A 22,527-nucleotide genomic window follows, 5' to 3' on the forward strand; every position below is an offset into this window, starting at 1 on the left:
GTACGGGCCATTACCGAGTGGGGCACCCGGCCGGCGCTTGACCGGCGGGCGGCCCCGCGGGCCGCCGTTTCCTCCGTTCGTCGTGACGTTTCTTCCCGTCCGAGAATGGAGACGAATGCCCGATTTCAACCAGCAGATCATCGCCGAGTTCCGCGCCACCGGCGGCCGCGTCGGCGGCTGGCTCGCCGACTCGCGGCTGCTGCTGCTGACCACCACCGGGGCCCGGTCCGGCGCCCCGCACACCGTCCCGGTCGGCTACCTGCCCGACGGCGAGCGGCAGCTCGTCATCGGCTCGGCCGGCGGCTCGTCCCGCCACCCCGCCTGGTTCCACAACCTGGTCGCGCACCCGCGGGCCACGGTCGAGGACGGCATCTTCACCTACGAGGTCACCGCCACCGTGCTCACCGGCGCGGAACGCGACGCGGTGTTCGCGCGGGCCGTCGAGGCCGACCCCGGCTGGGGCGCCTACGAGGAGACGTCCGGCCGCACGCTGCCCGTGGTGGCGCTGGAGCGGGTGCCCGGGCCGCCGGTGCCGCCGGGCACGCCGTTCGGCACGGGGCTGCGGATGATCCACGATGCGTTCCGGCGCGAGCTGGAACTCATCCGCGCCGAGGTGGCCCGCGCCGAGGGCCCGACGCTCGGCGCCCAGCTGCGCGTCAACTGCCTCACGCTGTGCCAGGGCCTGGAGTTCCACCACACCATGGAGGACCGCGGGATGTTCCCCGCCGTGGCGGCGCAGCGCCCCGACCTGGCGGACGTCATGGCCCGGCTGCGCCGCGAGCACGAGGTCGTGGCGGCGCTGCTGGCCGACCTGCAGGCGGCCGTGAGCCGCGACGACCCCGACCGGGCGGCCGTGCGGCGCGACGTCGAGCGGCTGACCGCCCAGGTGGAGGCCCACCTCGCGTACGAGGAGGAGCACCTGGTGCCGGTGCTGAACGGGTGAGGTCGCGCGGGGCCGGTTCGCCGGCCCCGCGCGCACGCCGTCAGCGGTAGCCCGGCTCCTGCGTCTCGTGGATCGCCAGCTCCTCGGCGCTGGCGCCGCCGCCCGACGTGCCGGCGTCGTACGCCACGCTGTCGGGCTCGTCGTCCGGGCCGATGCCCTGGTCCGGGTCGACCAGGCGGCCCACCGGGGCCGACGCGTCGTCGAGCTGGCCGTCGTCGTACATCGAGATCGCGGAGTTCGGGTCAGACGTGGGGCTCTCGCCGTACACGTCCGCGTCCAGGCGGGCCTGGCGCGCGCCGGCCTCGTCGATCGCCTCGTCGGCCAGCGGGCCCGGGTCGTCCAGGTCGGTCTCCGGCTGCACGTCCGGCTGCTCCTGCCAGAGCCGCGCATTCAGCGACTCGCCGGTCCGCTGCTCCTCCGCCGTGGTGCCGAAGTGGTCCACGCCGAGCGGCTCGTCGGACGGCAGCGCGGCCGGGTCGGGCCCGTCCGCCCAGCGCCCCGTGTCGGCCCCGTCGTTCGCGGTGGAGTCGTCGTCGGCCGTGCCCGGCAGGCCTTCGGCCTCCGGGTCCGAGGGCGGGGTCGGGTACTGGTCGTTTCGCATGACCTGGTTCGTACCCCCGGGGTGCCCTGCCCTAACGCACCGCCGGGCGGGCCGGAACGTGCGCGCAGAGTGATCGATGATTGCCGCTGCGCTACTCCGGCAGTAGGGTCAGGGGGCAATTCACGGCCAACGCAGGCCGCCGCCGGCACGCGCCCGGGTGTTCCCGAGCTGACCTCGAGCTGACGCCGGGGTCTCGCCTGGCAGCGGGCATCTGACCTCCGCCGCGGCTCCTGCCGGCAATGCGGGCAGCGTCTCGACGGTGACGGCGAGGAGGCAGCACGATGACCTCTCCGAGCTCCACCGAGCAGATCGTGATCCGGCCCCGCCCGAACGCGGCGCCGGCGGCCGGCCACCGGGTGCGCGACACCCGGTCGCCCGAACCCCCCGCGCCTCCCGAGCCACCCCCGCCTCCCGCGCCGCACGCCGACCACCTCGACACGACCGCGATGGACGAGCTCGTCGCGGCGTACGTGCGCGAGGCGCCCGAGCTGCCGCCCGGCCTGCGCCGGGCCCGCCGCGACGCCGCCGTCACCGCCGCGCTGCCGTTCGCCCACCGGCTCGCCCGTCGCTACTCCGGCCGCGGCGAACCCCTCGACGACCTCGAACAGGTCGCCGGCCTGGCGCTGGTGCGCTCCCTCGACCGCTACGACCCGTCCCGCGGGCCGTTCAGCGCGTACGCGGCCGTCACCGTCATCGGCGAGCTGCGCCGGCACTTCCGCGACACCGGGTGGGCCATGCACGTGCCCCGGCGCATGCAGGAGGCCAGCCTGGAGGTCGGCCGCGCCGCCGCCGCGCTCACCGTGCGGCTGGCGCGCGCGCCCAGCGTCGCCGACCTGGCCCAGCACCTCAACACCAGCGAGCAGCAGATCAGCGTGGCTTTGCAGACCGTGTCGGCGTACGCCCCGCCGTCGCTCAACGCCCCCCGCCGCGAGACCGGCGGCGAGCTGGGCGACGCGATCGGCGACCTCGACCGGGCGCTGTCCGCCGTCGACGACCGGATCACCGTCGGCGACCTGCTCGGCCTGCTGCCCGAGCGCGAGCGGCGCATCCTCACCCTGCGGTTCTACGGCAACCGCACGCAGGCCGAGATCGCCGCCGAGCTGGGCATCTCCCAGATGCACGTGTCCCGGCTGATCTCCCGGGCGCTGACCTGGCTGCGCGAGGCCATGCTCAGCGACGAGCCGACCCGCTGGCAGGCGGCCACGGCGCCGGCCGACACCGCCCGCCTGGAGCTGTCCGCCCACGCCGGCTCCGACGGGTCGTTCGTGCTGACGGTGAAGGGGGAGCTGGAGCGCGACAACGCGGGCCGGTTCCGGGACCGGCTGCTGTCGGTGGTGCGCCGGGCGCGGGCCGACTGCGCCGTCGACCTGTCGGCCGTACCGCTGATCGACGCCGCGGGGATCGCGGCCCTGCAGGCCGGCTACGAGGCCGCCCGCGCGCGCGGCCTGCGGCTCAAGGTGTGCGCCGCGCCGCGCCTGGTGCGCCGCACCCTGCTATCCGCCGGGCTGCTGCCGCTGCTCGACCCGCCGCCGACGGGCACCGTGCCTCAGTAGTCAGTAGTGCTCGTCCTCGTCGGGGTCGAGGACCGCCCACACCACCTTGCCGCCGCGGAACGCCCACGTGCCCCACCGCACCGCCACCGAGTCGATGAGCAGCAGGCCCCGCCCGCCGTACGCGGTGGGCGACACCGGCCCCCGGAACTCCGGGACCGTCGGGCTGGTGTCCTGCACGGCCACCAGCAGGTGCCCGTCGGAGCGGGCCAGCCGGACCGTCATCGCGGTGTGCGCGTGCGCCACCACGTTGTTGACCATCTCGGTGACGACGATGCACGCCGAGCCGGCCGCCCCGGGCAGCTCCCAGCGCAGGCACGCCTCGGTGACCAGCTCGCGGGCCCGCCGCGCGGCGCCCATGATCGGCTCCAGGCCCGTCGACAGCTGCGCCATCGGCGGGTACGTCCCCAGCGCGTCGAGCGCCGACTCCACCGTCGGCAGCACCGGCAGCCCCGTGGGCTGCCACTGCGCGGCGAGCGCGGGGCGCGCGCACATCACCAGCCGGCTCGCCGGCCAGTCCGCCGAGTCGACGACCAGCCGGGTGACGGCCGCCAGCGCCTCCGGGTCGGTGACCTCCAGGTCGGAGACGTCGAGGACCAGGGCGGGCGGCTGGTCGGCCAGCGGCGTGCGCAGCGCGGAACTGACCTCGGCGACCGTGCCGCCGTCGAGCACCCCGAACAGCCGCACAACCGGGAACGGTTGTCCGGTCTCCATCCGGTGGCGGACCTCGGTCGGCATGATCGCTCCATTGTGCATGTCAGACTCCACGGCGGCATTTCGGCTGCACGGGCGGCGTCAGCCGCGCTGCCGGACGCGCCGGCGGGCGAGTGCGGCAGCGGCGCCGGCGGCCACCCCGACGGCCGCGGTGGTCCGCAACGGGTGCCGGCGGGCGCCCCAGCGCCCGTTCGGCTCCGCCTGCGCGCGCGGCTCGAACAGGTTGCCCGACGACACCGGCGCGGTGCCCCGGCGGAACTGGGCGCGGGCGGCGTACGCGCCGAGCACCCGCTCCGTGACGCCCGGCAGCAGCCGCCAGGAGGCGCCGAGCAGGGCGGCCGCGCGGCCCGCGTAGACCTCCCGCCGCGGGTGCGTCAGCAGCCGGGCGATCGCGCGCGCCACCAGCTCCGGCGGGTAGACCGGGGGCGGCGGGCGCAGGGCCCGGCCCGTGTGGTTCGCGGCGGTGCGGAAGAACGGGGTGTCGATCGTGGCGGGCAGCACCGTGCACACCGACACCTCGCGGTGGCCGCTCACCCGCAGCTCCTGGCGGACCGTGTCGGACAGCCCGCGCACGCCGTGCTTCGCCGCGTTGTACGCCGCCTGGTAGGGCATGGTCACCTCGGCCAGCGCGGACGCGTTGTTGATCAGCACGCCGCCGCCACCGGCGATCAGGTGCGGGATGGCGGCCTGCACCCCGTAGGCGGTGCCGAGCAGGTTGACCTCGACCACCCGGCGGAACTCCTCAGCCGGCACCTGGTCGGTCAGCCCGTACACGGACACGGCCGCGTTGTTCACCCACGCGTCGACGTGCCCGAACTCGGCCGCCGCCCGGGCCGCCAGGTTCTGCATCTGGTCCGGGTCCGCCACGTCCGTGGGCACCGCGAGGGCGCGCCCGCCGAGGCGCCGGCAGTCGTCGGCGACCGTCTGCAGGGCGTCGGCGCCCCGGGCCGCCAGGACGACCGTCGCGCCGCGGGCGGCCAGCTCGTGCGCGGTCGCCGAGCCGATGCCGCTCGACGCGCCGGTGATCACGACGACGGCCTCGTGCAGGGGGCGCTGGAGTGGCATGGCGGGTAGGTACCCCGGAACCGCGTCCTCATACCGCCGGGGCAGGTTTCGACGCACGGGCAGTGCGGGGAACTCCTGCGGGGGATCGACGCGTCGGCGATGCTGGGGCGACGCGATCGATGAAAAGAGTTTTGCCCACCCGTGTGCCGGATACCCGCAACGGAGGCAACTCCCATCAATGCCCGGAGGTCAATCATGCGGGTCGGTCTCGTGTGCCCCCACGCCAGCCCCGGCGAGCCCAGGCTGGCGCCGGTGCCGGAGACGCACGAACACGTGACCCGGGTGGCGACCGAGCTGTCGGTCCGCGGGCACGACGTGCGGCTCTACGAGCCGGAGGGCAACGCCTCCGGCGGCAGCTTCACCGTCGAGCGGGTGCCCGTCGAGGCGCCGTCCGCCGCCCCGGTCAGCCGCCTCACCAGCCACGTCGCGTCGTTCGGCCGCTGGCTCGCCGACCGGTGGACCCGCGAGTGGCGTCCCGACGTGGTGCACGGCCACTTCTGGGTCGGCGGCCTGGCCGCGGCCACCGCCGTGCGCAGCACCAGCATCCCGGTCGTGCAGACGTTCCACTCGCTGGCCGCCGAGCAGCGCCGCCACCTGGGCAGCGCGTACGCGGGCCCCGGCGAGCGCGCCACGCTCGAGCGGGCCCTCGGGCGCGCCGTCGACCAGGCCGTCGCCTACAGCGGCGACGAGGCCGACGAGCTGACCCGGATGGGCCTGCCCCGCGCCAACGTCACCGTCGTGCCGCCCGGCGTCGACACCGAGCTGTTCCACCCCGAGGGCGACGCCCAGCCCCGGGCGGGCCGGCCCCGCATCCTCGCGGTCGGCCTCGACGCCGGCCACGGCCAGGACGACGTCATCCGCGCCCTGCGCCTGGTCGCCGACGCCGAGCTGGTCGTCGTGGGCCGCGGCGCCCGGCACGCCGAGGCGCGCCGCCTGCAGGAGCTGGCGGCCTCCGTCGGCCTGGGCGACCGGGTGCGCATCGTCGACGGCGTCGCCGAGCACGAGCTGCCCGCCTGGTACCGCTCCGCCGACGTGGTGGCCTGCGCGCCCGCCCACTCCGGCGCCGCCCGGGTCGCCCTGGAGGCCATGGCGTGCGCGGTGCCCGTCGTCGGGTACGCCGTCGGGCCGACCGGCGAGTGCGTCGTCGACAAGGTCACCGGCCGCCTCGTCACCCCGGGCGACGTGCGCGAGCTGGGCAACGGCCTGCGCCGGCTCACCACGGACGGCACCGAGCGGTTCGCGTACGCCAACGCGGCCGTCGACCGGGTGCGGGTGCGCTACACCTGGGAGCGCACCGCGGCCGGCCTGGAGCGGGTGTACGAGCGGGCGGTCGACAGCCGCCGCGCCGCGTAGCGCCGGCGGCTCAGCGGCGCGCCGGGCTGGGGTACGCGGCCGTGCTGCCCCGCGCGTGCCGCACGCCGTCCTTGGCCGCCTTGTCCTTGCCGGGGCCCTTGCCGGGGTCCTTGCCGGCGCCCTTGCCCGGGCCGCCCGGCGCCGGTGGGTCCTGGTGGGCCATGGCGTGGTGGTGCTGCGGTTCGGCGTAGCGGGTCATGCCGATGACGGCCGCCAGCGTGGCGAGGAAGCCGACGGCGGCCAGCCACTCGCGGCCCGGCCAGATGCGGTCGCCGAGCAGCAGCAGCCCGACGATGGCCGCCGGGACGGCCCCGGCCGCGTCCATGGCGGCGACCGCCGCCGTGGTGGAGCCGCGCTGCATGGCCAGCCCGAGCAGGAGCTGGCCCACCAGCGAGTGCACGATCAGCAGGTAGAGCAGGGGGTCGGCGACGAACGCGCCGAACGTGTGGGCGCCGGCGAGCGGGCGCGCGGCGATGGCGGCGGCCGAGAAGGCGCAGCCGGCCAGCGAGCCGAGCACCACGGAGCCGAGGGCGCCGTGCAGGCGGACGGCGAAGAAGCCCGCCACGGCCACCAGGACGGCCGCGCCGAGCAGCACGCACACCCCGACGAAGCCGAGCGGCTGGGCCGGGGCCGGGCGCGCCGACACGACCAGCGCCGCGACGCCGCCGCACAGCAGGCCGAGCAGGGCCACCTCGGCCAGCGGCAGGCGCCACTTGAGGATGAGGACGCCGAGCAGGGCGGTGACGCCCAGGCCGGCCGCCACGGACGCCTGCACGAGGAACAGCGGCAGGTCGCGTCTGGCCAGGAAGGCGAGCACGAAGCCGAGGACCTGGCAACTGAGCCCGATGAGGTACGTCCGGTGGCCGGCGAGGCGCAGCAGCAGCCCCGGGTCGAACGTGTGGTGCACGGTCGTGCGCGTGGCCGCTACCGACTGCAACAGGTTGGCGACGCCGTACGCGGCGATCATCGCCGCGAGGAAGAACCAACCACTGGACACCCGCCGAGGATAGACGAGTGCGGGCGCTCGCGCGTGCGCTCCAGGAGTGACAGCGAACCGGTCAGTAACGATCACTCACGGCTACGCCGAGCCGGGCGGTGATCTCCGGGTGCAGCTTGCCGTTGGTGCCGATGGCGCTGCCGCCGGTCGGTCCGGTGCGGCCCGCGAGGTCGGTGAAAGTGCCTCCGGCCTCGGTGACGATGGGGATCAGGGCGGCCACGTCCCACAGCGAGAGCTCGGGTTCGACCATGACGTCGACGGCCCCCTCGGCGAGCAGCATGTAGCCGTAGAAGTCGCCGTAGGCGCGGCTGCGCCACGAGCCGCGCATGATGTCGAGGACCGCGTCGAGTTTCCCGATCTCCTCCCAACCGGTGAGGCTGGAGTAGCAGAAGCTGGCGTCGGCGAGGGTGGCGACGCCGGAGACGGACAGCCGGGTGGCGGCGCTCTGGTGGCGCCCGGCGTACGCGCCGAGGCCGGTGCCGGCCCACCACCGGCGGCCGAGGGCGGGGGCGCTGACGAGGCCCACCACGACGTCGTCGCCGTCCATGAGCGCGATCAGGGTGGCCCAGATGGGCACGCCGCGGACGAAGTTCTTGGTGCCGTCGATCGGGTCGACGATCCACCGGCGGCTGGTGCGGCCCGCGGCCGCGTCCGTGGCGCCGAACTCCTCGCCGATGACGGCGTCGCGCGGCCGGGCGCGCGCGAGCGTGGCCCGGATCGCCTTCTCGACGGCGGTGTCGGCGTCGGAGACCGGGGTCAGGTCGGGCTTGCTGTCGACCTTCAGGTCGAGCGCCCGGAACCGGGCCGTCGAGATCTTGTCCGCGGTGTCGGCGAGCAGGTGGGCGAGGGCGAGGTCGTCGGCGTATCCGGCCATGTCCGGCAACCTACTCGATCTCGCCCGCCCGGGACGCGAGCAGCCGCCGGTACGAGGCGAGCCGCCGCGGGTCCGCGTTGCCCTGCGCGACCCAGGCGTCCAGGGCGCAGTCGGCCTCGGCGGGGGTGTGCTCGCAGTTCGGCGGGCAGTCGACGGTGCCCTCGACGAGGTCGCCGAAGCCGTGCAGCAGATCGTCGGCGCTGACGTGGGCGAGCCCGAAGCTGCGGATGCCGGGGGTGTCGATAATCCAGCCGGCGCCGCCCGGCAGGCGCAGCGCGACGGCGCTGGTCGAGGTGTGCCGGCCCTTGCCGACGGCGCTGACCACGCCGACGGCCCGGAACGCGTCCGGCACCAGGCGGTTCACCAGCGTGGACTTGCCGACGCCGGAGTGGCCCACCATCACCGACACCCGGCCGGCGAGGGCGGCGCGCACCTCGGTGAGGTCGCTGTCGGGCCGGCACAGCACGTACGGCAGGTCCAGCTCGGCGTAGTAGCCGAGCACCGCGTCGGGGGTGCCGATGTCGGCCTTGGTGAGGCAGAGCAGCGGCTCGATGCCGGCGTCGTACGCGGCCACCAGGCAGCGGTCGATGAACCCGGTGCGCGGCGGCGGGTCGGCCAGCGCGGACACGATGACGAGCTGGTCGGCGTTGGCGACGACGACCCGTTCGAGGCGGCCCTCGGGCGTGGTGTCGTCGTCGTCGGCGGTGCGCCGCAGCACGGCGGTGCGCTCGGCGATGCGCACGATGCGCGCCAGGGCCCCGGCCGCGCCGGTGGTGTCGCCGACCAGCGCGACCCGGTCGCCGACGACGACGGACTTGCGGCCCAGCTCGCGGGCGCGCATGGCGGTGACGTCGGCGCCGTCAGTGCCGTCGAGGGCCACGGTGTAGCGGCCGCGGTCGACGGCGAAGACGAAGCCCTCGACCGCGTCGTCGTGGGCGGGCCGGGTGCGGGTGCGCGGGCGCGTCGAGCGCGACGGCCGGATCCGGACGTCGTCCTCGTCGTACTCGCGCTTCTTCCCCGCCAGGGTGTGCTCCCTACTCCGGGCCGTCGGCCACCATGCTCGACCATAGTGCCGGGAACTCCGGCAGTGTCTTCGAGGTGCACGCCACGTCGCTGAGCTCGACGCCGGGCACGGCCAGGCCGACGACCGCGGCGGCGTGCGCCATCCGGTGGTCGTCGTAGGTGGCGAACGTGGTGCCGGTCAGCGGGCGCGGGGTGATGCGCAGCCCGTCGTGGTCCTCGGTGACGCCGGCGCCGAGCGCGGACAGCTCCTTGGCGAGCGCGGCGATCCGGTCGGTCTCGTGGGCGCGGATGTGCGCGACGCCCCAGAACCGCGACGGCGTCCGGGCGAGGGCGGCCAGCGCGGCCAGCACGGGGGTCAGCTCGCCGACCTCGGACAGGTCGGCCTCGACGCCGCGCAGCTCGCCGGTGCCGGTGACGGTGAGCCCGTCGGCGCCCACGGCGACCGTGCCGCCGAACGCGGTGAGCAGCTCGCGCAGCTTCTCGACCGGCTGCCAGCTGGACCGCGGCCACCCGGTCAGCGTGACGGTGCCGCCGGTGACCAGCGCGGCGGCGAAGAACGGGGCGGCGCCGGACAGGTCCGGCTCGATGTCCCAGCCGCGGCCGGACAGCCGGCCCGGCTCGACGGTCCACACGTCGGGGGTGGCGTCGTCGACGGCGGCGCCCGCGGCGCGCAGCATGTGGGTGGTCATCCGCAGGTGCGGCGCGGACGGCACGGGCGGGCCCTGGTGCCGCACGGTGACGCCGCGGTCGAACCGGGCGGCGGCCAGCAGCAGGCCGGAGACGAGCTGGCTGGACGCGGACGCGTCGATGACGACCTCGCCGCCGCCCACCCGGCCGGCGCCGTGCACGGTCAGCGGCAGGCCGTCGGCGGCCGAGGCGTCGATGCGCACGCCGAGGTCGCGCAGGGCGCGCACGAGGGGGCCCATCGGCCGGGTGCGCGCGTGCGGGTCGCCGTCGAACGTGACCGGCCCGTCGGCGAGGCCCGCGACCGGCGGCACGAAGCGCATGATCGTGCCGGCCAGCCCGACGTCGACGGTGGCCGGCGCCGTGAACGGGGCGGGGCGCACGAGCCACCGCTCGTCGTCGGCGGTGGACACGCCGACCCCGAGGGCCCGCAGCGCCCCGGCCATCAGCTCGGTGTCGCGGGCGCGCAGCGGCCGGTTGACGGTCGACGGGCCGGCGCCGAGCGCCCCGAGCACGAGGGCGCGGGCGGTCATCGACTTGGAGCCGGGCAGCCGCACGGAGGTCGCGACCGGGCCGCGCGCGACGGGGGCGGTCCAGGGCAGGGGATTCGGCACCCCGACAGTCTGCCGGTCCCCGGCCGGGCGCGGACGCGCGTGTGGGGGACACCACGCGCGCGTCTTCCGGCGTAACCTGGCCGCCATGTGCGGGCGGTACGCGACGGCGCGGAGCAACGCGGACCTGTCCGCGTTCTTCGACGCGTACGACGACACGCCCGCCGAGCTGGCGCCCAGCTGGAACGTGGCGCCGACCGACCCGGTGCCGGTGGTGCGGTTCTCGCGCAGCCGGGAGCGCCGGGTGGTGAGCCTGGCCCGCTGGGGGCTGGTGCCGCCCTGGGCGCCCGACCTGCGCGGCGGCGCCCGCATGATCAACGCCAGGTCGGAGACGGTGGCCACGTCGCCGGCGTTCGCCCCGTCCTTCGCCCGGCGTCGCTGCCTGGTCCCGGCCGACGGCTGGTTCGAGTGGGTCCGGGGCGCGGGCGGCAAGCAGGCGTACTACATGACCCCGGAGCACGGCGCCCCGCTGGCGTTCGCCGGCCTGTGGACGGCGTGGGGACCGGAGCCGGTGCTGACGTGCAGCGTGCTCACCGCACCGGCGCGCGGACCGCTCGCCGCCGTGCACGACCGGATGCCGTTGGTGCTGCCGTTCGACCGATGGCAGGAATGGCTGAACGGCCCATCCGGCGACGTCGATCTGCTGCGGCCGACGCCCGACGAATTGATCGCGGAAATCGACGTCCGGCCGGTCGGCGCGGCGGTCGGCAACGTGCGCAACAACGGCCCTGAGCTGGTGCTCCCGGCGGCCGTGGCCGAGAGCCCGACCTTGTTCTGACCTTGAGTAAACCTTGAGGATTGCGGTATCGCGCATTCCGAATGTCCGGTTCGCGCATTCCTATCGGTAAACTTTCTTGAGAGATTGATAAGGCCCTTGCCCTCGCGCTCCGACCTCCGGTAGAAATCCCGGCGCCGGCAACACGACGCTCTGCACGGGGCGAGCGTCCGACCTTTGCCGGTCCCACGGGGGAGGTGGGTTCATTGACGCGCGCACGTATGCCACGCCCGCACGAGGTGGCCGCCGCACGACGGGACTTCCGTCTGCAGCGGGCCCTGCTCGAACGAGACGCCGACGAGGCCTGGCGCACCCGGGGGGCGTGCCGGGGAGTGGATCCCGAGACGTTCTTCCCGGCTCCGAACGAGCCGGCGGACGGGGCGGTGTCGCTCTGCCGGAGCTGTGACGTCCAGGGGCCGTGCCTGGCCTGGGCCCTCGAGGTGGGCGACTGCCACGGGGTCTGGGGCGCCACCACACCGCGCGAACGCCGGGCCATGCTGGTGGCCTGGCGCGAGCAGGTGACGGAGGCCGCCGAGCTGGTCGCCGAGGGCGCGGGACCGCCCGTACGCGACGGCCTGCTGACCATGCTGCCGATCGTCGCGGTGACGCACGGCTGACAAACGCACCGTCTGCGCCGTCGTCCCCGATCCCGGGGGCGGCGGCGCTTTTAATGGTGGCGTGCGCACCATCGAGACCCCGCGCGGCACGGCCGGCGTGGACCTGTACGAGGCGGCCGACCCGGTCGCGCTGCTGACCCTCGGGCACGGCGCGGGTGGCGGGGTGGACGCCCGCGACCTGGTGGCGACCCGCCGCGCCGCGGTGGCGGCGGGGGTGAGCGTCGCCCTGGTCACCCAGCCGTACCGGCTGGCCGGCCGCAAGGCCCCCGCGCCCGCGAACCACCTGGACGAGGCGCTGACCGCCGTCGTCGCGGCGATCCGCGGCGACCTGCCGCTCGTGCTGGGCGGCCGGTCGAGCGGCGCCCGGGTGGCGTGCCGCACCGCCGGCCCGCTCGGCGCGGCCGGCGTGGTGTGCCTCGCGTTCCCGCTGCACCCGCCCGGCCGGCCCGAGCGCAGCCGCGCCGGGGAGCTGCCCGCCGGCATCCCGGTGCTGTGCATCAACGGCGACCGCGACCCGTTCGGCGTGCCCGCGCCCGCCGCGAACGTCACCGTCGAGGTGCGCCCGGGGGAGCGGCACGACCTGCGCGGCGACGTGGCCGCCGTCGGCGCACTCGTGGTGGCCTGGCTGGCCCGGCACGGCTGGGCGCGTCCCCCGGAATGATCGCGGCCGCCGCGTGGTTACAGCCAGCGGACGAAGCGGAAGGGGTCCTCAGAAATGCCCATGGCAACCGATCGCGTCGATCGCAGTGGCGCGCAGCTGCGCCGGGTGCGCGACCTGCTCGGCGCCCCCGAGTGGCCCGCCCGGGAAGAGCGCCCATCGGTGAGTGTCAGCACACCGGCGGTTTTCGAGACCGCGACCGGGGCACTACACGTATCCTCGCCTGATCGGTCGAGGGAGGACGTGCGGGTGACCCCAACTGAACGGACCGAGGAGCGCCGGTCGCGCTTCGAGCGTGACGCGCTGCCGTTCGTCGACCAGCTGTACGCGGCGGGTCTGCGGATGACGCGCAACCCGGCCGACGCCGAGGACCTCGTCCAGGAGACGTTCCTCAAGGCCTACTCCGCCTTCCACCAGTTCGAGGAGGGCACGAACCTCAAGGCCTGGCTGTACCGCATCCTGACGAACACCTACATCAACTCGTACCGCAAGCGGCAGCGGCAGCCCGTCCAGGCGCCCACCGAGGAGATCACCGACTGGCAGCTCGCCGAGGCCGAGTCGCACACCTCCAAGGGCCTGCGCTCGGCCGAGACCGAGGCGCTCGACAAGCTGCCCGACAGCGACGTCAAGGACGCCCTCCAGCAGCTGCCGGAGGAGTTCAGGCTGGCCGTGTACCTGGCCGATGTGGAAGGCTTCTCCTACAAGGAGATCGCCGACATCATGGGCACCCCCATCGGCACCGTGATGTCCCGGCTGCACCGCGGCCGGCGAAACCTGCGCAAGCTTCTCGAGAGCTATGCCGAGGAGCGCGGCTTCAACCGGACCGCGACGGCGCAGGGCGCCGCCGCGCAGGAGGTGTGATTCCGGTGAGCTGCGGCGAACACCACGAGACCGACTGCCGTGACGTGCTCGACGAGGTCTACCTCTACCTCGACCTGGAGTGCAGTGAGGACCGGCGGGCGCTGATCCGCACGCACCTCGACGAGTGCAACCCCTGCCTGCGCCAGTACGGCATCGAGCAGGAGGTGAAGGCGCTGGTCGCCCGCTGCTGCGGGGCCGAGAAGGCGCCGACCGAGCTGCGCGACCGGCTGCGGCTCAAGCTGACCGAGCTGACCGTCGAGGTCGACCGCGGCTGACACGACACACGACAGGGCCCCCTCGCCACGAGGGGGCCCTGTCGTCGTTTCCGGCGCCGCTCAGGAGTTGGGGCGCTTGCCGTGGTTGGCGCCGCTCTTCTTGCGGGCCTTCTTCTTCCGGGCCTTCTTCGCCATCGTCGGTCTCCTCTCGCGGCGGACGTGTCGCGCCGATGCTAGTCGGCCACGGTGGTATGCCCGCGCTCCGGGCCGGATCGTGATTGGATACCGTGCACGCGTCACGCCTACGAGGAGGCAGGTTCATGGCCGAGGAGATCCGGGCCGAGATGGTCGCCAACGTCTGGAAGGTCGTCGTCGCCGCCGGTGACTCCGTCGAGGAGGGCGACACCCTGGTCATCCTCGAGTCCATGAAGATGGAGATCCCGGTCGTGGCCGAGGTCGACGGCGTGGTCGCGCAGATGGCCGTCAACGAGGGCGACGTCGTCCAGGAGGGCGACCTCATCGCCGTCATCGAGGACTGACCGCAGCCGGTCCTAGCGCCGCCGCAGCCAGCGCCGCAGCTTCGAGGGGCGGCGCTGCCGCGGCGCCACCCAGTGCAGCTCCGCGCCCTCGATGATCGTGCGCGCCACGTCGCGCGCCGGGGCGTCCAGGTCCGGGGTGGCGAGCGCGAGCTGCGCCACCGACCAGGCGATCGACACCGGCCGGTGGGTGCCGACCCGGGCCACGTCCGCCAGCCGCTCGGCCACCACCCGGGCCACGTCCGCGCGCACCGCGGGTTCCACCCAGGCGTTCGTGACCAGCGCGAACAGCGCCGCCTCGGTCACCCAGTCCTCGATGCCCCAGACCAGCTCGACGAGCAGGCGGCGCCGGGCCGACGTCTCCCACGGCTCGTCGGTGCGGTGGTGCAGCAGCCCCAGGCACGCCCACACCTGGGTGCAGCGCACCCACAGGGCCGGGTCGTGCTCGGCCAGCGCCCGGCCGACCTCGGTGTCCGGCGCGGCGGGCGGGTGCACGAGCAGGGCCAGCAGGTCGCCGGCGTCGACGGCGGCCAGGCCGATCGCGGCGTCGTAGGCGGCGGGCGGGTGCGGCCACACCGGGTGGGCCAGCTCGCGCAGCCGCTCGGCGGCCGCCGGCGACGGCGGGGCCAGCGCGGGGGCGGCCGAGGTGCCGTCGTAGCGCCACAGCGTGCGGCCGTCGGCCCGGCGCGGCTCGCGGATGTCGGGCGTGGGCACGTCGTCGACGGCCACCGACAGCTCGGGCGCCACCGAGGCGAGGGTGCGCAGGGCGCTGGGCGCCTCCAGGGAGCTGAGCCGCAGCTGGCTGCCCACCGCCAGGTCGGACGACAGCACCTGGCGCAGCGCGTCGAGCACCACGTCGCCCGCGGCGGGCACCCGGCCCAGCCACGGCTGGTCGGAGCAGCACTCGGCCAGGTCGGTGTGCTGGTGGGTGTCGTCGGGGTGGTGGCGCTGGAAGTCGGCCAGCCGCACGAGGTGGGCGAGGTCGCCGTCGTGGCGGTAGCGCAGCCGGTGCGCGGTGTGCACGGCGCAGTCGAAGGTGGGGTCGCGCTCCAGCGCCCGGTCGGTCCAGCGCAGCGCCTCGGTGAGCCGCCCGTGGTCGGCGAGGGTGCCGGCGATGTCGGCGTACACGGACAGGTCGTCGGGGTCGTGGTCGACGGCCCGGCGCAGCGCGGCGATGCTGTCGCGGATGCGGCCGTCGCTGCGGTAGGCGTAGCCGAGCCAGATCTCCGCCAGCTTGGACGGCTCGGCGGCGGCGCCGCGCTTGGCCCACTCGACGGCGAGGCGCACCTCGCCGAGCCGGCGGGCGAGCGCCGAGCCGGCGCCCAGCAGCAGCGCGTGGCGCGGGTTGACGGCCAGCGTGTGCCGCACGGCCGTCAGGTACGGCCGCAGCGGGGGGATCTCGTCCTCGGCGGCGGGGTCGGCGACGGCGGTGCACAGCTGCATGGTGATGCGCGCGAGCGTGCCCGGGTCGACGCGGTCGCCGAGCGCCGGGTCGGACACCCACGGCACGCCGGCCCAGTCGGCGGCGGGGTCGTGGCCGCTGGCGGCGGCGAGCAGGGCGAGCCCCTCGGCCGGCATCCCGGCGGCGGCGAGCAGGTGGCCGCGGGCGACGACGGTGCCGATGAACGCGTGCGGGTCGAGCGGGAAGAGGTCGAGCCCGCCGCCGGTGCGGGCGGCGAGCAGGGCCAGCAGCTCGTGCGCCTCGGGCAGCGCGGGCGCGGCGGCGAGCGCGGTCGCGACGTGGGCGGCGGCGTGCCGCCAGTCCTCGTCGGCGACGGCCCGGCGGGCCTCGGCCAGCTCGGCGCGGGCGGGCTCGAGGGCCGGGTCGCCGGCTGATCGGCGCGGATCCTCCATGGCTGGGGCCACCCTCTCGCGGTCGTTCGGTGCGCCGGCGGCTTCCCGGGTCGGGAAGACCATAGGGCAACCGGCGTCGATGCGGGGACCCTTGCGCAGAGCTGCGCGTATCATTGCCTCACGTTTCAATATCGTGCAAGACTGCGCACCAAACGAGCGCTATCGCGCAGTGATGGATTGATGGGGAGGGATGTCCGGTGTCCGAGCGCGGCCAGGGCATGGCAGCCGACATTGCGGAGCAGCCGGCGGGATACGCCCGCCTGCTCGACGACGAGCACGCCACGGCCATCGCCGAGGTCGCCGCGCAGGTGGCCGCCCGGCGCCCGCGGCACGTCGTCTTCGTCGGCCGGGGCACGTCCGACCACGCCGCCCTCTACGCGGCCTACCTGACCGAGATCCGCCTCGGGCTGCCCGTCGCGTCCGCCTCGCCCAGCGCCATCACCCTGTTCGGCGCCCGCCCCGACCTGTCCGACGCGCTGGTCATCGGCGTCAGCCAGAGCGGCGGCTCGCCCGACCTGACCGCGGTGCTCGACGTCGCCCGCGCGTCCGGCGCGCTCACCCTGGCCGTCACCAACAACCCGTCGTCGCCGCTCGCCACCTCGGCCGAGCTGTCCATCGACGTGGCCGCCGGGCACGAGCGGGCCGTCGCCGCCACCAAGACCTACACCGCCGAGCTGCTCGCGCTGCTGCTGCTCATCGAGGGCGTGCGCGCCGGCGACGGCCGCCTGCCCGCCGAGGAGCGGGCCGCGATCGCCGCCTTGCCCGAGCTGGCCGAGAAGACCCTCGCCGACGACGGCGTCACCGAGCTCGCCCGCCGCTACCGGTTCGCGGCGCGCATGGTCACCACCGGCCGGGGCTACGCGTACCCGACCGCGCGCGAGACCGCGCTGAAGCTCATGGAGACGTCGTACCTGCCGTCGCTCGCCTTCTCCGGCGCCGACCTGCTGCACGGCCCGCTCGCCATGACCGACCCCGACGTGCCCGTGCTGGCGGTCGTCGGCTCCGGCCCCGGCGGGCAGTCGATGAGGGACGTGGTGACCCGCCTCGGCGAGCGCCGCGCCGACGTCGTCACCGTGGGCGCCGAGGACGTCCCCGGCGCCGCCGGCCGCCTCGCCGTGCCCGCCGTCGACGAGAAGTACGCGCCGCTGCTCGACATCCTCCCGCTGCAGAAGCTGGCGCTCGCGCTGGCGCTGACCCGCGGCGAGGACCCGGACGCCCCGCGCGGCCTCAAGAAGGTCACCGAGACGATCTGAGCGGGTCCGCGCGGCGTGGGCATGGCAGGCTGGTGCCGTGTCCACGCTGCGCGACCTCGCCGAGGAGCACACCGGTCTCGGCCCCGCCGAGATCGACCACCTGCACCGGCTCGCCGGTGACTGGCAGCTGCTCTCCGACCTCTCCTTCGCCGACCTGCTGCTCTGGGTGCCGGTCGGCGCCGACCCTCAGCCGCCGCGCACGTTCCTGTGCGTGGCGCAGGTGCGCCCCACCACCGCGCCCACCGCGTACCAGGACGACCAGGTGGGGCGGATCGTCGGCGGCGCCGAGGTGGCGCACCTCGACATCGCGTACGCCCAGGGCCGGATCTGGCGCGAGGGCGACCCGGTCTGGTACGGCGACACCCCCGCCCGGCACGAGGCGATCCCCGTGCGGCACCGCCTCGACGGCGAGCAGGGCCCCGTGCTGGCGGTGATCGGCCGCGACACCAACCTGTCCACGGCGCGCACCCCCAGCCAGCTGGAGCTCAACTACCTGACCACCGCCGACGACCTGGCGCAGATGGTCGCCGACGGCACGTTCCCGCCGCCGCGGCACCCCGGCGAGACCACGTCGGCGCCCCGCGTCGGCGACGGCCTGATCCGGCTCGACGCCGCCGGCAAGGTCACCTACGCCAGCCCCAACGCGCAGTCCGCGTTCCGCCGGCTCGGCTTCAACGCCCACCTCGTCGGCGAGGAGCTGGCCGCGCTGCTCGGCCGGCTCACCACCGACCCGCTGGAGGGCGGCGACGCCGGCGCCCGCATCCACGCCGCCCTGCGCGGCGAGGCCCCGCCCCGCAAGGAGCTGGAGGCGCGCGGCGCCACCGTCCTCAGCCGGGCGCTGCCGCTGATGCCCGCCGGCGTGCCGATCGGCGCGCTGGTGCTCGTGCGCGACGTCACCGAGGTGCGCCGCCGCGAGCGCGCCCTGATGACCAAGGACGCCACCATCCGGGAGATCCACCACCGGGTGAAGAACAACCTGCAGACCGTCGCCGCGCTGCTGCGCCTGCAGGCCCGCCGCGTCGACATCCCGGCCGCCCGCGAGGCCCTCGAGGAGTCGGTGCGCCGGGTCGCGTCCATCGCGCTCGTCCACGAGACGCTGTCCATGTCCAGCGACGAGGCGGTCGAGTTCGACGGCATCGTCGACCGGGTCGCCACCGCCGCCGCCGAGGTCGCCACCACCGACGTCGCCGTCCGGATGCGCCGCGAGGGCACGTTCGGGGTGCTGCCCGCCGAGATCGCCACCTCGCTGGTCATGGTGCTCAACGAGCTGCTCATCAACGCCGTCGAGCACGGCTTCGCCGACGCGCCCGCCGCCGTCGGGGGCGGCGCCGGCGTGCTGCCCGACCAGCCCGCCGCCGAGGTCGTCGTGTCCGCTCACCGGTTCCGCAAGCAGCTGCACGTCACCGTCGCCGACAACGGCCGCGGCCTGCCGCCCGGCTTCGTGCCCGACGCGGGCGGCCGGCTCGGCCTGCAGATCGTCAAGGCGCTGGCCACCGGCGAGCTGCGCGGCACCATCGAGCTGCGCAACCGCGCCGGCGGCGGCACCGAGGCCGTCCTGGTCGTCCCGCTCGGCACGCGGTGACCGTCGCCGGTGACCCGTGGGGCGGGCCACACTCCCGGAATCTGGGCCGGACTGGTCGAGATGGCCGCCGCGTGAGAGGCTTTGCCGCATGACCGCTGCACTGGACCGCCGCTTCGTGGCTCGCCGCCACGTCGACTACGGCCGCGTCCGCAGCGCCATGTGTCCGGCGTGCTGATCGCCGTCCGCAGTTCGTAGCTGACTCCGGGCGCCACGCGCCGGCTGGTCGAGACATCGACGTCATCGCCACCGCCTCCCACCTCCGGGAGCCGACGCGTGTGCGCCACCGCCGATATGCCTCGCACCAGACGACAAGGATGCCTCGATGGCGCTCAGCAGCACCGACCGTCCCGCCGCCCGGCCCGCCGCCCGGCCCCGCAAGGCCCGCGGTGAGGGCCAGTGGGCGCTCGGGCACCGGGAGCCGCTGAACCCGAACGAGCGGATCAAGAAGGACGACGACCCGCTGAACGTGCGGGCCCGGATCGAGAACATCTACGCGCACACCGGCTTCGCGGGCATCGACCCGCAGGACCTGCGCGGCCGGTTCCGCTGGTGGGGGCTCTACACCCAGCGCAAGGCCGGCATCGACGGCGGCAAGACCGCCGTGCTCGAGCCGCACGAGCTCGAGGACGAGTACTTCATGCTGCGCGTCCGGGTCGACGGCGGCCGGCTCAGCCTCGCCCAGCTGCGCGTCATCGCCCAGATCAGCCAGGACTTCGGCCGCGACACCGCCGACATCACCGACCGGCAGAACATCCAGCTGCACTGGATCCGCGTCGAGGACATGCCGGAGATCTGGCGCCGGCTGGAGGACGTCGGCCTGTTCACCACCGAGGCGTGCGGCGACTGCCCCCGCGTCGTGCTCGGCAGCCCGGTCGCCGGCGTCGCCGAGAACGAGGTGCTCGACGCCACCCCCGCCATCGACGAGATCCTGCGCCGGTACGTCGGCGACAAGCGGTTCTCCAACCTGCCGCGCAAGTTCAAGACGTCCATCGGCTGGCTCGCCGACACCCCGTACGAGGCCAACGACATCGCGTTCATCGGTGTCGAGCACCCGCAGCACGGCCCCGGCTTCGACCTGTGGGTCGGCGGCGGCCTGTCCACCAACCCGCGCCTCGCCGAGCGCCTCGGCGTCTGGGTCCCGCTCGACGAGATCCCGGACGTGTGGGAGGGCGTCGTCAGCATCTTCCGCGACTACGGCTACCGCCGCCTGCGCAACCGGGCCCGGCTGAAGTTCCTGCTGGCCGACTGGGGCGTGGAGAAGTTCCGCGAGGTGCTGGAGAAGGAGTACCTGGGCCGCGCGCTGATCGACGGCCCGCCGCCGGTGCTGCCGGACAAGCCGATCGACCACATCGGCCCGTACCGGCAGGTCGACGGGAAGTACTTCGTCGGCGCCTCGCCGGTGGTCGGCCGCTCCTCCGGCACCGCCCTCGCCCGGCTCGCCGACGTGGTCGAGGCGCACGGCAGCGACCGGGTCAGCCTCACCCCGTACCAGAAGCTGATCGTGCTGGACGTCGAGGAGTCGAAGGTCGACTCGCTGATCGAGGCCATGCGCGGCGCCGGCTTCGACGCCCGCCCGTCCGCGTGGCGGCGCAACACGATGGCCTGCACCGGCATCGAGTTCTGCAAGCTGGCGATCGTCGAGACGAAGGCCCGCGGCGAGGAGCTGGTGGCCCGGCTCGAGCAGCGGCTGCGCGACTTCGACACCGACATCAGCATCCACATCAACGGCTGCCCCAACTCCTGCGCCCGCACCCAGACCGCCGACATCGGTCTCAAGGGGATGCTCGTGCTCGACGAGCACGGCAAGCAGGTCGAGGGCTTCCAGGTGCACCTGGGCGGCGGCCTCGGCATGGCGCAGGGCCAGACCGCCGGCTTCGGCCGCAAGGTGCGCGGCCTCAAGACCACGGCGGAGGAGCTGCCCGCGTACGTCGAGCGCCTCGCCACCAACTACCTCGCCGGCCGCACCTCCGCCGACGAGAGCTTCGCCAGCTGGGTCATCAGAGTGGACGAGGAGGAACTCCGGTGAGTGACGCCCGATCTGCGCCCCTGTACTGCCCCTACTGCGGTGAGGAGGACCTGCGGCCCAACGAGGCGTCGCACGGCGCCTGGGAGTGTCACTCCTGCGCCCGGGTCTTCACGGTCAAGTTCAACGGACTGCTCGCCAAGGGAGTGAACCGATGACCATCACCGCCGCCACCGGGCTGGGGCTGATCAACCTCGGCGCGCCGGTCGCCGCCGCCGACCCGGCCCGCCGCGACCCCGCCTCCCTCAAGGCGCTCGCCGACGAGGCGGGCCGTGCGCTCGAGGGCGCGCCCGCCGAGGAGATCGCCCGCTGGGCCGCCGAGGAGTTCGGCGCCCGTTTCGCCGTCACCAGCTCCATGGCCGACGCCGTCGTCGCGCACGTCGTGTCGCGGGTGCACCCCGGCGTCGACGTGGTGTTCCTCGACACCGGTCTGCACTTCCCCGAGACCCTGAAGGTGCGCGACGCCGTCGCCCGCACCATGGACGTCAACGTCCGCTCCATCCGGCCGCGCCTCACCGTCGGCCAGCAGGACGGCGAGTACGGCCCCCGGCTGTTCAACCGCAGCCCCGACGAGTGCTGCTTCCTGCGCAAGGTGGAGCCGCTGGAGCGCGCCCTCACCGACTACGACGCCTGGGCGGCCGGCCTGCGCCGCGACGAGTCCCCGACCCGCGCCAACACGCCCGTCGTCGCGTTCGACCCGAAACGCGGCAAGATCAAGGTCAACCCCATCGCCGCCTGGACCCAGGCCGACGTGGACGCCTACATCTCGCGCTGGAACGTCCCGGTCAACGAGCTGTTCAAGAAGGGGTACGGCAGCATCGGCTGCTGGCCGTGCACCCGGCGCACCAAGGCCGGCGAGGACCCGCGCGCGGGCCGCTGGGCCATGTTCGACAAGACCGAGTGCGGCCTGCACGTCTGATGAGCGCCCCCACCGCCCCGCTGGTCCTGGTAGCCCACGGCAGCCGGGACCCGCGGGCGGCGGCCGCCACCCGCGCCCTGGCGGCCGCCGTCGCCGCCGCGCGCCCCGGCACCGACGTGCACACCTCGTACCTCGACCACAGCCTGCCCCGCCCCGATCAGGTGCTGAGCGCCCTGGACGCGCGCGGCTGCCCCCGTGCGGTGGTCCTGCCGCTGCTGCTGACGCCCGCCTACCACTCCCGCGCCGACGTCCCCGGCGCCATCGCGGCCGCCCGCGCCATCGGCACCACGATGCCCATCGACCTCGCCGACGTCCTCGGCCCCCGCACCGACGCCCCCGTCGAACCCCTCCTGCTGCGCGGCCTCACCCGCCGCCTGCCCACCCCCGGCACCCTCGACGCGGTGGTCCTGGCAGCGGCCGGCACCCGCGACGCGGCGGCCCGCGCCGGCGTGGAACGGGTCGCGGACGCCCTGGGAGCCACCCTGGGCCTCCCGTGCACCGTCGCGTACGCCTCGGCGGCCCCACCGGACGCCGGCACGGCCGTCCGTCGCCTGCGGGCCGCGGGCGCCGAGCGGGTGGGGGTGGCGTCCTACTTCCTGGCCCCCGGGCTGCTCTACGACGCCGCTATGGCCTCGGGGCGGGATGCCGGGGCGGTCGTCACGGCCGAGCCCCTGGAGGACGCGCCGGAGCTGGCCGCTCTGCTGCTTGCTCGGGCGGATGCGGCGCTGGGCGCGGCTGCCGTGCCTCAGGCGGCCTGAGAGGCCCTCAGGGCCTTCATGCCTTCGCGGCGTGGTTCGAGTGCCCGCCGCGGGCTTTGGC

24 protein-coding genes are annotated in these 22,527 nt (G+C 75.1%); 15 read left to right on the forward strand and 9 right to left on the reverse strand.

The features are described 5' to 3' along the window. Nucleotides 1–115: 115 nt before the first annotated feature. Nucleotides 116–943 carry a nitroreductase/quinone reductase family protein gene (locus Sya03_RS01990; protein ID WP_203936373.1) on the forward strand — a complete coding sequence of 276 codons (828 nt, stop codon included), beginning with the start codon at nucleotides 116–118 and terminating at the stop codon, nucleotides 941–943. Between the two features lie 40 nt (nucleotides 944–983). Here Sya03_RS01990 and Sya03_RS01995 read toward each other — a convergent pair whose 3' ends face one another. After that, nucleotides 984–1,544, reverse strand: coding sequence for a DUF5709 domain-containing protein (locus Sya03_RS01995; RefSeq protein ID WP_203936374.1), 561 nt, complete (start codon nucleotides 1,542–1,544; stop codon nucleotides 984–986). Nucleotides 1,545–1,825: 281 nt separating this feature from the next. On the opposite strand from Sya03_RS01995, the gene Sya03_RS02000 reads away from it, so the two are divergent. After that, nucleotides 1,826–3,097, forward strand: coding sequence for a sigma-70 family RNA polymerase sigma factor (locus Sya03_RS02000; protein ID WP_203936375.1), 1,272 nt, complete (start codon nucleotides 1,826–1,828; stop codon nucleotides 3,095–3,097). On the opposite strand, the gene Sya03_RS02005 is transcribed toward Sya03_RS02000, so the two are convergent. Continuing rightward, the gene (locus Sya03_RS02005; protein WP_239107058.1) at nucleotides 3,098–3,832 is read right to left on the reverse strand and encodes an ATP-binding protein; all 735 of its coding nucleotides are present in this window, start codon (nucleotides 3,830–3,832) and stop codon (nucleotides 3,098–3,100) included. It lies immediately after the preceding gene. A gap of 57 nt (nucleotides 3,833–3,889) precedes the next feature. Beyond that, nucleotides 3,890–4,873, reverse strand: coding sequence for an SDR family oxidoreductase (locus Sya03_RS02010; RefSeq protein ID WP_203936377.1), 984 nt, complete (start codon nucleotides 4,871–4,873; stop codon nucleotides 3,890–3,892). A gap of 195 nt (nucleotides 4,874–5,068) precedes the next feature. Between Sya03_RS02010 and Sya03_RS02015 the strand changes: the two genes are divergently transcribed. Beyond that, nucleotides 5,069–6,226: a glycosyltransferase gene (locus Sya03_RS02015; protein WP_203936378.1), complete on the forward strand. Its 1,158-nt coding sequence runs from the start codon at nucleotides 5,069–5,071 to the stop codon at nucleotides 6,224–6,226. A 10-nt stretch (nucleotides 6,227–6,236) separates the two neighbouring features. Here the strand turns inward: Sya03_RS02015 and Sya03_RS02020 are convergent, their stop codons facing one another. The 4 genes from Sya03_RS02020 to aroA all read right to left on the reverse strand — a co-directional run bounded on the left by Sya03_RS02020 (nucleotide 6,237) and on the right by aroA (nucleotide 10,418). Next, nucleotides 6,237–7,193: a DMT family transporter gene (locus Sya03_RS02020; protein WP_239107065.1), complete on the reverse strand. Its 957-nt coding sequence runs from the start codon at nucleotides 7,191–7,193 to the stop codon at nucleotides 6,237–6,239. 91 nt (nucleotides 7,194–7,284) lie between these two features. Next, complete coding sequence (hisN, locus tag Sya03_RS02025) at nucleotides 7,285–8,097, reverse strand: histidinol-phosphatase (RefSeq protein ID WP_203936379.1); 813 nt, start codon at nucleotides 8,095–8,097, stop codon at nucleotides 7,285–7,287. A 10-nt stretch (nucleotides 8,098–8,107) separates the two neighbouring features. After that, on the reverse strand, nucleotides 8,108–8,977 hold the full coding sequence (gene rsgA / locus Sya03_RS02030; RefSeq protein WP_239107059.1) for a ribosome small subunit-dependent GTPase A: 870 nt from the start codon (nucleotides 8,975–8,977) through the stop codon (nucleotides 8,108–8,110). A 154-nt stretch (nucleotides 8,978–9,131) separates the two neighbouring features. Continuing rightward, nucleotides 9,132–10,418, reverse strand: a complete 1,287-nt coding sequence (gene aroA, locus Sya03_RS02035) for a 3-phosphoshikimate 1-carboxyvinyltransferase (protein ID WP_239107060.1) — start codon at nucleotides 10,416–10,418, stop codon at nucleotides 9,132–9,134. A gap of 85 nt (nucleotides 10,419–10,503) precedes the next feature. Between aroA and Sya03_RS02040 the strand changes: the two genes are divergently transcribed. The 5 genes from Sya03_RS02040 to rsrA all read left to right on the forward strand — a co-directional run bounded on the left by Sya03_RS02040 (nucleotide 10,504) and on the right by rsrA (nucleotide 13,601). Continuing rightward, on the forward strand, nucleotides 10,504–11,193 hold the full coding sequence (locus Sya03_RS02040; RefSeq protein WP_203936381.1) for an SOS response-associated peptidase: 690 nt from the start codon (nucleotides 10,504–10,506) through the stop codon (nucleotides 11,191–11,193). Between the two features lie 203 nt (nucleotides 11,194–11,396). Further along, nucleotides 11,397–11,807, forward strand: coding sequence for a WhiB family transcriptional regulator (locus Sya03_RS02045; RefSeq protein WP_203936382.1), 411 nt, complete (start codon nucleotides 11,397–11,399; stop codon nucleotides 11,805–11,807). Nucleotides 11,808–11,868: 61 nt separating this feature from the next. Then, the gene (locus tag Sya03_RS02050) at nucleotides 11,869–12,468 is read left to right on the forward strand and encodes an alpha/beta hydrolase family protein (RefSeq protein ID WP_203936383.1); all 600 of its coding nucleotides are present in this window, start codon (nucleotides 11,869–11,871) and stop codon (nucleotides 12,466–12,468) included. Between the two features lie 54 nt (nucleotides 12,469–12,522). Beyond that, the gene (locus Sya03_RS02055; RefSeq protein WP_239107061.1) at nucleotides 12,523–13,326 is read left to right on the forward strand and encodes a sigma-70 family RNA polymerase sigma factor; all 804 of its coding nucleotides are present in this window, start codon (nucleotides 12,523–12,525) and stop codon (nucleotides 13,324–13,326) included. A gap of 5 nt (nucleotides 13,327–13,331) precedes the next feature. Further along, complete coding sequence (gene rsrA, locus Sya03_RS02060) at nucleotides 13,332–13,601, forward strand: mycothiol system anti-sigma-R factor (protein ID WP_203936385.1); 270 nt, start codon at nucleotides 13,332–13,334, stop codon at nucleotides 13,599–13,601. Between the two features lie 60 nt (nucleotides 13,602–13,661). Here the strand turns inward: rsrA and Sya03_RS31815 are convergent, their stop codons facing one another. Beyond that, on the reverse strand, nucleotides 13,662–13,736 hold the full coding sequence (locus Sya03_RS31815) for a 50S ribosomal protein bL37 (RefSeq protein ID WP_369700219.1): 75 nt from the start codon (nucleotides 13,734–13,736) through the stop codon (nucleotides 13,662–13,664). Nucleotides 13,737–13,861: 125 nt separating this feature from the next. Here Sya03_RS31815 and Sya03_RS02065 point away from each other — a divergent pair, with 125 nt between their 5' ends. Next, nucleotides 13,862–14,080, forward strand: a complete 219-nt coding sequence (locus Sya03_RS02065) for a biotin/lipoyl-binding carrier protein (RefSeq protein WP_203936386.1) — start codon at nucleotides 13,862–13,864, stop codon at nucleotides 14,078–14,080. Nucleotides 14,081–14,092: 12 nt separating this feature from the next. Here Sya03_RS02065 and Sya03_RS02070 read toward each other — a convergent pair whose 3' ends face one another. Beyond that, nucleotides 14,093–15,931 carry a tetratricopeptide repeat protein gene (locus Sya03_RS02070; protein WP_203936387.1) on the reverse strand — a complete coding sequence of 613 codons (1,839 nt, stop codon included), beginning with the start codon at nucleotides 15,929–15,931 and terminating at the stop codon, nucleotides 14,093–14,095. 218 nt (nucleotides 15,932–16,149) lie between these two features. Here Sya03_RS02070 and Sya03_RS02075 point away from each other — a divergent pair, with 218 nt between their 5' ends. The 6 genes from Sya03_RS02075 (at nucleotide 16,150) to Sya03_RS02100 (ending at nucleotide 22,466) form a co-directional block, all read left to right on the forward strand. Further along, a complete protein-coding gene (locus Sya03_RS02075; protein ID WP_203936416.1) occupies nucleotides 16,150–17,184 on the forward strand; it encodes an SIS domain-containing protein in 1,035 nt (344 codons plus the stop codon). Between the two features lie 37 nt (nucleotides 17,185–17,221). After that, nucleotides 17,222–18,766, forward strand: a complete 1,545-nt coding sequence (locus tag Sya03_RS02080; RefSeq protein ID WP_203936388.1) for a sensor histidine kinase — start codon at nucleotides 17,222–17,224, stop codon at nucleotides 18,764–18,766. A gap of 322 nt (nucleotides 18,767–19,088) precedes the next feature. Beyond that, a complete protein-coding gene (locus Sya03_RS02085) occupies nucleotides 19,089–20,792 on the forward strand; it encodes a nitrite/sulfite reductase (RefSeq protein WP_203936389.1) in 1,704 nt (567 codons plus the stop codon). After that, nucleotides 20,789–20,947: a hypothetical protein gene (locus tag Sya03_RS02090; protein WP_023562204.1), complete on the forward strand. Its 159-nt coding sequence runs from the start codon at nucleotides 20,789–20,791 to the stop codon at nucleotides 20,945–20,947. Before Sya03_RS02085 ends, Sya03_RS02090 begins: the two co-directional genes overlap by 4 nt. Beyond that, the gene (locus tag Sya03_RS02095) at nucleotides 20,944–21,708 is read left to right on the forward strand and encodes a phosphoadenylyl-sulfate reductase (RefSeq protein WP_203936390.1); all 765 of its coding nucleotides are present in this window, start codon (nucleotides 20,944–20,946) and stop codon (nucleotides 21,706–21,708) included. Before Sya03_RS02090 ends, Sya03_RS02095 begins: the two co-directional genes overlap by 4 nt. Next, complete coding sequence (locus tag Sya03_RS02100) at nucleotides 21,690–22,466, forward strand: sirohydrochlorin chelatase (RefSeq protein ID WP_203936391.1); 777 nt, start codon at nucleotides 21,690–21,692, stop codon at nucleotides 22,464–22,466. The genes Sya03_RS02095 and Sya03_RS02100 overlap by 19 nt, the downstream gene beginning before the upstream one ends. The last annotated feature ends 61 nt before the right edge of the window (nucleotides 22,467–22,527 follow it).

The sequence above is a fragment of the Spirilliplanes yamanashiensis genome, assembly GCF_016863475.1.
Classification (GTDB): Bacteria; Actinomycetota; Actinomycetes; order Mycobacteriales; family Micromonosporaceae; genus Spirilliplanes; species Spirilliplanes yamanashiensis.